This is a genomic window from Nitrosopumilus ureiphilus, assembly GCF_013407185.1.
GTDB classification, from domain to species: domain Archaea; phylum Thermoproteota; class Nitrososphaeria; order Nitrososphaerales; family Nitrosopumilaceae; genus Nitrosopumilus; species Nitrosopumilus ureiphilus.
Genome location: NZ_CP026995.1, coordinates 194,419 through 207,629, shown reverse-complemented (window position 1 = coordinate 207,629; position 13,211 = coordinate 194,419). Strand labels below are relative to the sequence as shown.

The window sequence follows — 13,211 nt, the reverse complement described above, 5'->3', positions numbered from 1 at the left end:
AAATTTTACATCCATGACTTATTCCTGTCTTGGTAATCACAGTCCTTCCTTTTCAAGAATTTGTCCAATCTCTTTGAATGTAAATGGGACAACACCCTCAAGTCGATTCTTTGGATCATGATAGTCATTCAGATGTATCAAAAATTCGTTTAATCCAAATTCTGACTTGTCACATGCAGGACAAGAGTATAATTTCCTAAATTGTTCTCTGGTAATCCCATAGTTTTCTTTTAATATTTCAAAATCTCCGCGAACATCAAGACTTTCCCAACTACTCTTACTGTTCATCTTTCCTGTTTTGTAATACAGTAATCCAAGTGCACAAAATGCTTCTGGTTTTGCAGAAGAATGATCTAGGGAAAAATGAGCCAAGACCCCTGCAATTTTCTTTAATTTTGTGTTTATCATGGCTTATTTTGTATTTCGTGAACTTGCCAATGACTAAAGTCAATTGGCTTCTTCCTGCTTCAACGACCGAGTTTCTGATCTCCACAGACGTGCATTCCTGCGGTTCCCGCAGTAGTATGTCTGAACACAATCCATTTTCGGCTTTACGTAACAAATGGCACATGTTCATATTATTGATACGACCGTATTTGCCTAACTCTAACATGCAGTTGATTACACATGTATTGTACTTGAATATTTGATTGTGTTTTGTTTTGAGTTGTGGTGTGTTCGCTTTCATCCCAACCCTAAAGGGTTTGGGTTTTTCCGCTCACATCCATAATGGCTGTTGCCTGATTTTGATTTGTATCGAATACATGTTTCTTTGCATGTCATATGATAAATTTAAAAAATTTAATCACTAATGAATTAAACTCTCAATGCGTGAAATTAGTTTTTTTGTAGTGAATCTCGATATTTGTGAGCTGTGTTGTTTAGAGCCTAAGAAATATGTTCTTAGAATCATTTTAGTTTAAATAATTAACGTTAAAATAATTTAGAATAAACCCAACATTACTTATGATAGAACTTTGCATACATTCCAATGGCAAGATACAAACCGACTATTTCATACAGATTAAAAGAAATTCCAATCAAACAAATCAAAATATGGAAAGAGGCGCAGGCAAGAAAATTAGACAGAGAGGGAATTTCAGAGCTTGCAAAGTCAATCAAGACTGAAGGGTTGTTAAATCCACCACTCGTACAAAAACAAGATAAAAACACGTACTTGCTGATGTCAGGTCAGAGAAGATTGGCAGCCATGAAAAGATTGGGTGCAAAAAAGATCCCTGTTCATCTGCTTAGTAAAAAAACAGAGTATGATCTTGAAAATGCAAAGGCTGCATCAGTAGTTGAAAACATACATCGAAACGACATGAATCATAAAGAGATTGCAGAAGCATGCAAGTTTTTGACAGAACAGGTGGGAAAATCAGCTGCTGCAAAATCAATGGGCATGTCACTATCAACATTAAACAAATATCTTGGATTTGCAGGGGTTCCTGACAAACTGAAATTATTGGTTCCCTCATTAGTTTCAAGAGATGAAATTACAAGATTGTATTTCATTGTGCCAAATGTAGCAAAAGCAGAAAAGATAGTTCAAAGAATATCTAGTTTGGAATCAGCTTTGCGAAAAAAATATCTTATCGCACTATCACAATCTCCAAAATCATCACACCTGAAACTTTTGAAGCGTGCAAAATCTCTACGTATCAAACAAAATATCTCATTTAAATTATCTAAAACAAATGCCAAAAAATTAGCAAGTGAGTCAAACAAGAAAGAGATTCTACCTGATGAATTGGCAAGTAAGATAATATCAGACTATCTAAAACGCAAAAAAAGAAAATAGAGTCAGTTAAAATGTTCAAATTCTAAGGGAATTGGTTATGAGAACTTTGTATTTAGATTTCATTGTCTTTTTTCCAAACTTTTATACCAACAATTATTCCAACGGATATTGCAATCAAAACAAGTATTATCAAAATAATTTTCAGAATCCATTGATGATCATAACTAATCAAACTGATTTCCATCATTTCTGCATGTTCAGCATTTGATTCTTGACAAATTTCATCACAGTTTTGTTCTGGCCATGATGTATGTTGGAATACAATATACCATAACTGCTACATTTCCATTGATTACAAACAAACTACCTAAGATTAAACTAAAAATCATTAGAATTAGATAACTAGTTTTCATAGTTATATAATTTCAGATTCTAATTGCCCTTATTTGAGCGCGTAGAATAACGAACTCGGATGTCACTGCATGGACAATGCAGAAATTTTTCCTTAAAATAATAATCACAACTTCTGCAAAAACTCTCATTCTTCTGACAGATTCTTTGTTTGGTGCCTTGTTTGTGATTCTCACACATGCTCTTGCAAGTTATCATGATTTTTAGCTACTAGCTTTTAATATCCACTAGTATTTGTTTTGCGTCAATTATTTCATCATTTGAGTCATATGCAATGATGTAAAGCATTGCGTATGAGCTGTTTGGAAATGCAGTTACATTTTTCAAATTAAAACTAGTTTCTGTGCTAAAATAAGATGTGTTTGGAATGCAGCTGACACAACCTATTTCATATTTTTTTACCAGTTCATCATAATTCCAATCAAGTTGTATTACAGCAGAGATGTCATCATTGCTTGTAATTTGTGAATGAATCTGATCTAATGGTTGCGCATATGCAATACCTGTACTCAAAACAAGTAATGATATTAGAAAAAGAAATCCATTCATTGAATAATCAGAGTTCGAATATTATCTTTTAATAGTTTCTATCCATTAGTAGAAATATAAAATTAGAGTGAATAAATAAGGGGGTTAAAAACCACGAATATGGAAGAGAGTTCTCTTCGATTCTGGATTATTCCAGTCATTTGTCTAGTTGTTGTTATTGGTATTTTTGCATCGGTTTTGGCATATCAGTTCAATGTAGCAATGCCCAATGCAGTAGTTGAAATGGAAGAACTAAGGAAAATGTCATGTGACCAAATTAAAGAAAAAAATGCAGTAAACAGGTATTGGAGTAAAACCAATTCGGAATATGGAAATAACAAAGCAAAGGGATGCACAGATGCTGAAATGGCAATCAAACAAGCAGAACAGAAGAGAATAGATAAACTTCTTGCAGATCCTAACAGTCTTGAATCATTATCACGGGATTTAAAAAAGTTCCAAGACTTGTATGATTCATACCAAGAACTTTACCAAACCCATTCATCAGAAGCAAAAATTCTAAAGCAGAACGTGACTGATTTTGAAAACCAAATAAATCGAATCAAGATACAATTATCACAAGAGTACGGAGTAAACTAATTTTTTAATAATTAAATTCTTCTCCCCATAGGCATTCGTGTTTGTTGTAGATGTGAATGTTATTTCTTCACCAATAATCCATTTGTTTTGTCCAAAAATACAATCAAAGTCAGTGTTTGTATATTTTTCTATCTTTTACCATTTACAAAGATTATTGTTAATATAATGAGTGTCATTGAAATATTCAATGCTGATTAGATTTTTTTCCTCAGAAGGATCGTTGCAATAGTTCAAAACTGTTTGAAGTTGTTCTAAATTTGATTTAGATGATTCATTGTCAAAAGTCTAGTTTTCATTTTCAATCTGCAATAACAAATCCAAAGGAGTAAATTTTACCATCATATCTAATGTAGTTACTATAAGAATCATCTAAATTTCTTTTGAACTGTTGAACATATGTGGTTTCTAACCAATTCCTTATTTTTTGAGGATCCATTTTTAAGTTGGTTTCATTTTCTGCTAGCAATATTTTTTTATCATATTCTGATGGAACATATTTTGTATCTTGTGACCACATGAGATCAATTAACTCTTGTACATCCGGATGAATGTTGTCTTGTGTTACATTCAATATTGGAGAAGGAGGTGAAGGCAATACCCTATCAGATCTAATCCAATACTCTTGTTCAGATATGTTTTCTAAATTGATTCCCCACGGATGTTTATTGTAAGATATTTTTACTGTATTGCTTTGTGTTGGTGTTGTGTCTGCTTTCACAGCAATTACAAATAATGGTTTTTGAATTACTGTCCCTGCTTTGTCTACGGAAACAATAGACAAATCATATTTACCAGGTTCCAATGATTTGTTTGAGGTAAAATAAACCACAAAATATCCGCCCTCACGTAATAATTCTATATTAATTCCTGATGGGAGATTCTCTTTTCCTAGTGTGACAAACTCATTTATGTTCTCTGGAGTATTTTCAACTATCCCAATCTTGAAATTTTTTGGAACTTTATCAAATATTCTGTCAAAAACCATATCCCATTCATCAGATTCTTTGATGTATGAGAAAAGATGAATACGTATTGTACTATCTTGTTTGAGGATGACACTAGTAATTTGGGGTTGTACATAAAATGTTGCAAATGTGGATTCGGGGGTGATTATTTCAAAGGATGTGTCTTCATGATTTGTAATAATCCATCCTCTTTCAATCAATTTTGGAATTGATTCGTATTTTACACATACAAGATTTGCATTTCTTGCCATGTGTACCAACTTCAATCCTTCTCTACATACAAGCTCATCAAGAGGAGTTCCTGAGTTTATTTGATTTTTTATGGAATACAGATTGTGACTTACAAACATCTCACCTTGTGAAAAAAAATTACCAGTAAATGGATAAGAGACTGGATTGTAACCATTCCAAAGATACATCTCATAAAAATAGATTCCGCCGGACTGCGGAATCCACGGGTATTCTAGTAACACGCTTTTTTGCCCATCAATATGTACGGGTATTTTTTTTATGAATTCGACTTTGCTTTCAGGATATTTTGTCATATCACCTTCAGCGATACTCTTTGGGGATTTTTTTATCTGGATCATCCAGTCAAGATCAAAATTTTCACGAGATATGTTTGTGACATTTGCAGAAATTAGAATCGGCTTTTTTGGATCAGATGCAACTCTACCCTCATAGTCTATTATGTTTTTTAGAATAATTGGCTTGTAGCGTTGATGGATCATTGAAGATATGCTTGATTCTGCATAAAGGCTAACATTGTCTGGAGTCTTGTCTTTTGGCAATATTGAATAAATTACAAAATCTTTTGTCTCAAATCCATCTAAAACCAAAGGATGAATATCATCTTTAGAATAACCCGCTGTTCCTAAAAATCCATATTCTCCTTCCAAAAGACTTGCCGTCACATAGACATCGTGAGCTTTTTCAGAGTGTGCGTTTGTTATGGTTCCGCTTATTTTCCACTTGTAGAAAATGTCTTGGTTTTTGGAGTCATGTATTATTGCAACTTTTTCGAGATGGTCAAATTTGATTTTAAGATCTGCAGGCTTCCATGAAAAATATTCTAGCACATTGTTACCTCCACTGCTAACAGAGCGTATCTTCTGGATTATTTCTTCATCAACATCATCAATTACTATGTGAAATGGCAAAGCAACTCCAGGAGGAATCACAAAGCCGCCATTAATTGGCAGTCCGTTCGTCAATGAAATATCTCTTTCAAAAAGTACATTACGTTCAGAATCAAAGAACTGAAACTGATAGTTGACAGTTCCAAAGGGTTCTCCCCTATAGGAATCATTCCACAACTGTCCTTCAATTATCAAATACCCTGTTTCAGGATCTATGTAGTGTGTTATCTCATAAGGAAAACAACAGACTGCAGATGCATCATTGATTAGCGAGAATGAGACCATAAATAAAATTAAAACGAAGAGAAAACATTTCATTCAATTCCAATTCAAATTAGCAAGTTCATAAAGTGTTCTGATCATTTATAGATATAGTTTACACATAATCATGCTCATAGCGTGAATAATTTTCTCAAGGTAATTGCATATAACCCGTAAACAAATTTTGTGCTCTTTAGCATGTACTGTAGAACAAATATTTTTTTCATTTTCATGTCATCTTTGGTTTTTTTATATTCCAATGACAACATCAAATGATCAGAATCAATTTCAGACTTGCCAAAGATGGAACAAATTTCTTGTATCTCTTGTTTTGTTGTAGATAATGGTTTGTCCAATGCAAAAAGTACGTCATCGCAAGCCCAGAAATTTGCTTTTACTGCATGAGAAAATGCAGACTTTGGACTGTATGGAAATATAATAAAACTCATCATCAAAAGCAGCATTGCATTAAATGATGCCTTTACCTTTTCAATTGTCGGAACCGATTTTGGAATTTCTTTTCTAATGTCTTTTCCATACAGTATGATCCCAGTATTTTTTATTCGCTGTAGGAACAATCCAAGTGATGCTATGGTTCTTGTTCCAATTTCCATTTTGAGGTCTTTTCTTATCTTAAATCCTTTTAGATCCAGTTGGTCTTGAGCCACCACATAAAACGGCTGTCCGAACATCATCTTGTTTTCAGTCTTAAAGATGAGATCCAGTGCAAGATTGTCAGTCTTTTTGTATGATGTGCATGTCTCAGACAGTTTTAGGTCATATTTGACATCAAGTAAGAGTAAAAGCTTGTTCAGATAGTTTTCAATTTCCTTGCAGAGTTTTTTGTTTCTGATTATAACAATGCAATCAATGTCTGATTTTCCACGTATCCACTCACCAGTTGTTGCAGAGCCAAACAGTACAAAGGATACAATTTCATTAGGATATTCTTTTACTAGTTGGGAGACCATTTCTTCCATGAATTGTTTTAGATTTTTGTTTAAAATTGGCATGTAAAACCACACTGTAGGGGTAAAATTGTATTCATAAACTCTTCCAAGACTTGTGATATCAACATACAGTTTCAACAGCCAAATTCCTCTGCCCATATCTCATTTGAAAATTCGCTTGTAGAACAATAACGAGTCAAAATATTTGCATGACCGGCATAGAGAAGTTCAGAGTTGAGGACTTTGTTTCCACATGTTACTTTTCCAAGCATTCTTCCATACACGTCATATGGTTGTTTGTCGTCTTGATCCACTGTAGCTTTGGTACCAACAGGACACAGAACTGCGGTAAATTGACTTGCATTATAGAATCCCATCTCGTGTCTTTCAGGAGTATTTGTAAGAGAAAGTCGGATTTCATGATCTTCATCAAGATATATGGTATCACCATCTACAATTCTTGTGATCATTCCCGTAAGACATTGTTCATTTCCTGTACATGACAGATTTACATCATGTGAGACAATATCTTTTTCTAAAATAATTTCATTTCTTTCAGATTCTGTTGCAGTAATCTGATTTTGGGATACACCATCATTAATTTCTAAAGACGAGCCTACATTTAGACCAAATATTCCAGTTACAAATACGATTGGGATTACGCCAATTATTGAAACTTTGTATCCATTTTTCATATTATCTAAACAACACATGTATTCTAAGAATTTACTTGTTGTTCTTTTTTTCAAGTATCTTTTTGACTTCATTTCTGTGCAAAGGGCAATACAGTCCAGATTTCTTACAGTCAGGACATTTAAGATGCCTGCAATAGTCGATCATGCAAAAAAATGCTCAATCATACATAAGAGACATGTCTATTGATTCATGCCACTGACATACTCTCCACCTTAAAGGTTGGAGGTTCTACTTTTCATTCGGTTTCGTCCTCATCTGTTGCCATCGGAGCAGGTTTTGCAGAAACCAGTGTTGCCGAGTTCTATGGTCATATTCATCCTTGAGTGTTTTTTGCCATTTTGGGGTATCAGTGCTCCCCTTGCATACATCTCTTTCTGTATGCAATCAAGATATGTCGTTTCTCTGTCTGTCTACGGGGTGATTGACAGCGACATTCTCAACCTCTATTTCAGAGGATTTCAAGAGGTTCAAAGTGTTCAAGCGATTACCTAAAGACGAAATAGGTGCGACACAGGCAATCTCCATATCGAACATTATTGGCAGTGGTGCGGCTTTGATAGACTTAACAATTTTGTTGTGTTCCAAGAGACCTGCGGTGTGCTTGCTTTCATTCCAACCCTAAAGGGTTTAGGCTTTCCCATACGCATCTGTAAATTCACTGCATTTCATCTCTGGAAGAAAAGAAACTGATGTTATATGATAGTTAATTTATTCAGTTTTTTCTTCAATTATTCTGGAAAAATAAAGAAATACTATGAAGGCAAAGTAAACAATCCAATCATTGCAGAGTTTTGTGCGACCATACGAAAAATATGAAACAAATCACGTTACCATAACACTTGGAGCTATTGTAAAATAACCATCTTCCATACTAAGAAAAATTGCAAATCCTAAAATTATTTTGAATAATGTGTTTTCATCAGTGATTTGGTGTTCATTTTGCACCACATCTTTTACATTTGTAATATCCAACGTCAGAAGTATATTCACCAGGTTCCTCAACATGTTCCTCTGATATGAATTTGAATTCTTCTGAACCGCAGACTTTGCATTTTCTAGGATTGTATTCAATGTCTTCAAATTCTTTTTTTCTTTGCAGATATTCTTCTTTTGAGATTTTCTCCTCAATGTATTTTTTTTCTAAAATTCTTAGTGCTTCCTCATTTTGTAGTCTTTCTTTTTCATTTATTGGATCAACACGTCTGTAATTTAGAATAGAGTGTTTTCTTGGTGATGGATGTCTTAGAGCATATCCGACAACAAGTATTGTCATAACAAGTCCTATAACTAATCCAAAGGGAAACGGAATGATCATTTGAAGAAACGTGAAAAGCACTATTGCTATGACAATACTAAGAATTAAGGATGCCAATTATTTCAAATTAGAAATGGATATTCATAAAGTGTTCTGATCATTGGGAATAAACAAAGTTTTTGAAATTATGACGGATAGAATCTCTCAAAGAGGCATCTTGGATTTATGGTTTGGAATTAGATAAGATTCTCCCCTGTTTGTTTTGTAACTTCCAGCAGAACTGCTAGTCTCATAGGATTTCAAATGTGCCGGATCCACGCCTGTTTGACCCTCATCTTTGTCCTTCTTTAGTTTTCTGTCACTTATCACAAACATGACTACTGCACCAATAGCTGCAATGCCTGCCATTCCATACATCACAGTTGCTGGGAACTCATCAGTGTCTGGCTTTTGTATGACCAGTGATTTTAGATTGGTTTGAAATACTTCATTTCCATTAACACGTATGGTGTCAACATAGCCTTCAAAGGAAATAGTTGCATCATCACTTGATTCTATGATTTTTACGACATATTTTTTGTCAAGTTCAATTTCTTGAATCCATTCTCTATCATTACACATGCCAACTTCGATACTACACTCGCCCATAGAATAGTGAGTTATGACATTTTTTCCGGCATAATTGTATTCTATGGCATCAGACATTATTGCAGTGTTGTCAAATAAAGAATGCCATTTGTGTAACGGAAGAGTCATTATTCCACTTGCATCAATTAAAGGCAATTCAAGTATTGTTACGCCATTTAATTTTTCTGAAATCTCTGGCATCATTACATTCAGTGCAGATTTTGGATTGTTTACATCAAATGAACCGTATTCTGTTTGAAGAATTATTGGAACATCTAGCGAAATTCCTCTCCAGTTAGCATCAACTGTACTTTTCTCAAATGATTTTTCAAGAATGTGATTTGTAATTGTTGGAATTAACTGTACCTTGTATTCAATTACTGCAGAGTGCTCATTTCCCTGCAATATTGCTTGATATTGAATTTTCACATCAGTAACAACAGCACTGCTTGAAATTGTTTTTAGATTTTGATTGATCTGTTTTACAAGTTCATCCGTTCCAGGAGTGCTGTGATCTGCTACAAAAGAAAGTGTTTGTTTTGTATTGCGTAGTGATTCTGAAATCTCTCCGTCATTTGGATATTCAATGTAAATCACTCTCAAAAACTGAAATGATGGTTCCACAAAATCTTTTTCAGACAATATTGCAGCGTCAAGTTGTGCAGCTGATGCATATGGAACAAGGCCTGATACTAAAAGTATCACGATAAGGAAATGTTTCATATTAATATATCCATAGAAATGAATATATCCATTATTATCAAATACATGATATATGGTGAATATATCCACTACTACCCAGACGTCAATGGATATATTCAGGGCGATAATGGATCATGGTCCGCTTACACTATACTCTGCAAACAGCAAAACAGGAATACCAATAGGTACCATTCACAGGCACTTTAAGCAACTAAGCAAGACAGGCAGGATTCGAGTTTATGAGTCAAAAAGAAAAGGCAGGAAAAAAATAGAATACGGTCCTACAATTTATGGAATAATCAATGTCTATAAACTAGATTCAGAGTTTGCCCGAAAAATTGAAAACTATTTTCTAATATGGATAGAAAACAAAGAATTTCAAAAAGATCTTGAATCTGAAGGATTTGATATAACATTTGAGAATCTAAAAAAATCAAAACATGTGTTTAGAAAATACATGGAATATTTTAGTGCAGTTGAAGATCAGATAGAGAAAATAAAAAGAGGTGAGGATTCGATATCTCGTGACATTCAGATCTTGTTTGGCTCGATGATGTTGTCCCCAGATCCTCACTATCAAAAACTTTGGGCAGAATTATATCGTGATCTTCCAGGAACACAGAAAACCCTTGATGAACTCATGGAAACCATGATAAAATCATACAAAGAGTTTAAGAGAAATTTTAAAAGATAACGTTATTTGAAAACAAAATCAGAATTGAAATAAATATTATTCCAACAGGAATGAGATACAAAAATCTATTGACATGTTTTTTCTTGCTGCTATATGCAAGATATACAATAACTCCTGCTGATATTGCCATGATGAAATTTAGAATATCATATGTGTCATTGAGAATACTGCACTGACGTAACCCCCACATGCAATAAAGAATCAAGAAAATAAAGTTCCATGCAGAATGAAACAGTATTGCAAACCATCCTTTATTGCTAATCCATGTTCTGATACTAAAAAAAATGTGTGGAATGGTTAAAAGAAATCCCCCATATGCCAGTGTCTCAACTGAGAATATTCCTGAACTAAACAAGTGTGATGCAGACCAAACAATTCCTGTACCAAGTAGTATGAGCGGATTGCCAGTCATATAGTAAGGCATTCCAAAAAATATTGACTCCTCTAACAGTCCTGAACTTATTGCAAGGATTATTGATACAGGAAATTGCGGTATCTCATAGTCTGAAATGACACTTTTAGCAAAAAAAGAACCTGCATACATCAAAATCAAGCCTAATCCGTGATAGAACAAGCCCATTTTTAGAAGATAAAATGTGCTGGTTTTCTGGAATGGTCTTAGCCATGTTTTGGGGTTGATGTCCTTAATTTCATGAATCATTTTTTTTCGTCACCCAAAATCAAAAACTGTATGAATATAATACACTTCAGCAAAATCCTATCGTTTGTTTTCCAGATTGCATTTTTGTATCCTTTAAAATTACATGTACATTGGGATGAAATTCCACATCAGTCTCAGATCCCGATACAAAATCAAAGAAATATCTTCCTTTATCATCAGGATACAGTCCAATGTCGCCAGTTTTAAAAAACACATCAGAGACTTTTTGCTTTATTGGAATTGGTTCAGGATATCTGCTCTCACCTCTAATCTTTTGACCGTCCTCACAAATTGCAGGATAATACCGTGATGACAATTTGTAGATTATCTGACCATTTGGAATTCTAGTATAATCTACAACATCGTTTCCATTTTGATCAACTAATCCAGCTGTGATGTATTTGTCTTCCAGATTCCCCCAATACTCATTTAACGTTGCCATTTTTATTCATACGAGAAAGAAATTCTATCTGATGTGTTTGGATATAATAGAAAATATTTCAGATTGGGAAGTTGGATTGCACAGACCATGAAAACCAGATTGCCTATATTTTTTGGAAAGAGTCATCCAAAGTACATTTTTGAAATGTCTTAATGACCCTGTTAAAAATTGCAAATGATATGACAGCGCCAATTCCTGCAAGTACAATCATCGTAATGGTAAAATCAGATCCTGTGAAATCAAGTATGCTTGAATATGGATCAAAATAAGGAGTGCCAGAACCTGCACCTGGATTTGAAACCACAGCATCCACCTTTGTTTTTGCCATGTATAATGACTCATCTACTGAATTGACAAGACCAGTTCCAGAAATTTTTACAGGCAAACTAAATTCTGAATACCAACTTTTTAGAGGATCAAGTAAACGGCTTTCTGCAGAGACCATCACTAATGATAGTGCAGTTATTGCAGAAACTAATCCCATTGCAAAGAATTTAGAAATTGAATTAAAGGAGCGAACTAGCAATTTGCTTTGTTTTGTTTTTTCAGTAATCTTTGAAGGTGTAATTATTATTGCAAGTTTTGATGTTTTGTAATAGTTCATGTCTCGTGCCTTGGAGTTTTTTTCAGTTTTTGAAATCTGTACAAGGTCAATCTGTTGCATTTTCTCCAAGTAATATTTTACAAGTTGCAGCGACATGTTTGTTTTCTGAGCAATTTCATTTGCAGTCATCTCGTTACGAAACAATAAATTCAAAATTTCTATGCTTGACTTGTTTGAGATAACTTTTGCCAAAATTTTCATCTTTACATCATCCAAAGAGAAAATATTTACAGCATTGACTGTCTCAAAATTTTCGTCACTCATAGGTGCTATATGGTATGGCAACATAGTATGTAAGTATTAGTAAAATAATAATTTCATCAAACCCTTTATGCAAATTTCACGTAATTAATTCAATGAATGAAAAGAAAATAATCATTGCAACAGGAGTAATGTTGAGCATTCTGATATTACCTTCTGTTAGCCTTGCATTTGCACAGTACATTCCAAGTCAGGGACAAACTGGGCTTGATGACCTTCTGAAACTCTCAAAAGAGAGAGTCAGAATGGCAAGTGAAAATCCACATACTGGTTCAGGAACGCCCATGTTCGCATTAGATGGTGTTTTAGGAGCACTTCTTTTGTCCACTGGTGTGTTTGGAGGAATTGCTACTGCATTTTTTGTAAAGGGACGCAAGGGAAAATATGCTGCAATGGGAAGAGGATAAAACATTCTCTTTCTATTTTTATTTACAAATCCAAACAGATTGCATTTTCTGTACATACACAATTCAATTAACTAATGTATACAAATTCTATTAGTATCCAAAAACTCTCAATGAGAGGGGGGGCATTCTAGAAATGTTTGTTCATATGAACATACAATTTCCAGATTTGTTCAAATGAACATATTTTGCATCAGATCAGTTCAATCCATCTGAAAAACGCACTGCCAGACACATGTAAAGAAAAATCATCATTTTCAGTGGAGT

General features: G+C 34.0%; 16 protein-coding genes. 4 read left to right on the top strand and 12 right to left on the bottom strand.

Features of this window, described 5'->3' with window-relative positions; translation table 11 throughout:
• Positions 1 to 36: 36 nt before the first annotated feature.
• Entirely contained in the window at positions 37 to 408 is a 372-nt protein-coding gene (locus tag C5F50_RS01165; protein WP_179371907.1) for a hypothetical protein, read from the bottom strand.
• 583 nt (positions 409 to 991) lie between these two features.
• Between C5F50_RS01165 and C5F50_RS01160 the strand changes: the two genes are divergently transcribed.
• The gene (locus C5F50_RS01160) at positions 992 to 1,804 is read left to right on the top strand and encodes a ParB/RepB/Spo0J family partition protein (RefSeq protein WP_179371906.1); all 813 of its coding nucleotides are present in this window, start codon (positions 992 to 994) and stop codon (positions 1,802 to 1,804) included.
• 52 nt (positions 1,805 to 1,856) lie between these two features.
• Here C5F50_RS01160 and C5F50_RS13145 read toward each other — a convergent pair whose 3' ends face one another.
• Complete coding sequence (locus tag C5F50_RS13145; RefSeq protein ID WP_280924462.1) at positions 1,857 to 1,991, bottom strand: hypothetical protein; 135 nt, start codon at positions 1,989 to 1,991, stop codon at positions 1,857 to 1,859.
• A 374-nt stretch (positions 1,992 to 2,365) separates the two neighbouring features.
• Positions 2,366 to 2,704 carry a hypothetical protein gene (locus C5F50_RS01155; RefSeq protein WP_179371905.1) on the bottom strand — a complete coding sequence of 113 codons (339 nt, stop codon included), beginning with the start codon at positions 2,702 to 2,704 and terminating at the stop codon, positions 2,366 to 2,368.
• 99 nt (positions 2,705 to 2,803) lie between these two features.
• Here C5F50_RS01155 and C5F50_RS01150 point away from each other — a divergent pair, with 99 nt between their 5' ends.
• Positions 2,804 to 3,283 (top strand): hypothetical protein, encoded by a 480-nt coding sequence (locus tag C5F50_RS01150; RefSeq protein ID WP_179371904.1) that lies wholly within the window; start codon positions 2,804 to 2,806, stop codon positions 3,281 to 3,283.
• Between the two features lie 298 nt (positions 3,284 to 3,581).
• On the opposite strand, the gene C5F50_RS01145 is transcribed toward C5F50_RS01150, so the two are convergent.
• From C5F50_RS01145 to C5F50_RS01125, 6 genes are all read right to left on the bottom strand, one after another.
• Positions 3,582 to 5,672 (bottom strand): hypothetical protein, encoded by a 2,091-nt coding sequence (locus tag C5F50_RS01145; protein WP_179371903.1) that lies wholly within the window; start codon positions 5,670 to 5,672, stop codon positions 3,582 to 3,584.
• Positions 5,673 to 5,779: 107 nt separating this feature from the next.
• A complete protein-coding gene (locus C5F50_RS01140) occupies positions 5,780 to 6,736 on the bottom strand; it encodes a nucleotidyltransferase domain-containing protein (RefSeq protein ID WP_246282093.1) in 957 nt (318 codons plus the stop codon).
• Positions 6,733 to 7,347 (bottom strand): thermonuclease family protein, encoded by a 615-nt coding sequence (locus tag C5F50_RS01135; protein ID WP_246282092.1) that lies wholly within the window; start codon positions 7,345 to 7,347, stop codon positions 6,733 to 6,735. The genes C5F50_RS01140 and C5F50_RS01135 overlap by 4 nt, the downstream gene beginning before the upstream one ends.
• A gap of 769 nt (positions 7,348 to 8,116) precedes the next feature.
• Positions 8,117 to 8,242, bottom strand: a complete 126-nt coding sequence (locus C5F50_RS13140) for a hypothetical protein (protein ID WP_280924461.1) — start codon at positions 8,240 to 8,242, stop codon at positions 8,117 to 8,119.
• On the bottom strand, positions 8,229 to 8,666 hold the full coding sequence (locus tag C5F50_RS01130) for a hypothetical protein (protein WP_179371902.1): 438 nt from the start codon (positions 8,664 to 8,666) through the stop codon (positions 8,229 to 8,231). Before C5F50_RS01130 ends, C5F50_RS13140 begins: the two co-directional genes overlap by 14 nt.
• Positions 8,667 to 8,753: 87 nt before the next feature.
• On the bottom strand, positions 8,754 to 9,881 hold the full coding sequence (locus C5F50_RS01125; RefSeq protein WP_246282091.1) for a hypothetical protein: 1,128 nt from the start codon (positions 9,879 to 9,881) through the stop codon (positions 8,754 to 8,756).
• A 70-nt stretch (positions 9,882 to 9,951) separates the two neighbouring features.
• Here C5F50_RS01125 and C5F50_RS01120 point away from each other — a divergent pair, with 70 nt between their 5' ends.
• Positions 9,952 to 10,572, top strand: a complete 621-nt coding sequence (locus tag C5F50_RS01120; protein ID WP_179371901.1) for a winged helix-turn-helix domain-containing protein — start codon at positions 9,952 to 9,954, stop codon at positions 10,570 to 10,572.
• On the opposite strand, the gene C5F50_RS01115 is transcribed toward C5F50_RS01120, so the two are convergent.
• The 3 genes from C5F50_RS01115 to C5F50_RS01105 all read right to left on the bottom strand — a co-directional run bounded on the left by C5F50_RS01115 (position 10,562) and on the right by C5F50_RS01105 (position 12,543).
• On the bottom strand, positions 10,562 to 11,233 hold the full coding sequence (locus C5F50_RS01115; protein ID WP_179371900.1) for a CAAX protease: 672 nt from the start codon (positions 11,231 to 11,233) through the stop codon (positions 10,562 to 10,564). The genes C5F50_RS01120 and C5F50_RS01115 overlap by 11 nt on opposite strands.
• 46 nt (positions 11,234 to 11,279) lie before the next feature.
• Positions 11,280 to 11,675: a hypothetical protein gene (locus tag C5F50_RS01110; protein WP_179371899.1), complete on the bottom strand. Its 396-nt coding sequence runs from the start codon at positions 11,673 to 11,675 to the stop codon at positions 11,280 to 11,282.
• 103 nt (positions 11,676 to 11,778) lie between these two features.
• Complete coding sequence (locus tag C5F50_RS01105) at positions 11,779 to 12,543, bottom strand: ArsR/SmtB family transcription factor (protein WP_179371898.1); 765 nt, start codon at positions 12,541 to 12,543, stop codon at positions 11,779 to 11,781.
• A 92-nt stretch (positions 12,544 to 12,635) separates the two neighbouring features.
• On the opposite strand from C5F50_RS01105, the gene C5F50_RS01100 reads away from it, so the two are divergent.
• Complete coding sequence (locus tag C5F50_RS01100; RefSeq protein ID WP_179371897.1) at positions 12,636 to 12,947, top strand: hypothetical protein; 312 nt, start codon at positions 12,636 to 12,638, stop codon at positions 12,945 to 12,947.
• Positions 12,948 to 13,211 lie beyond the last annotated feature (264 nt).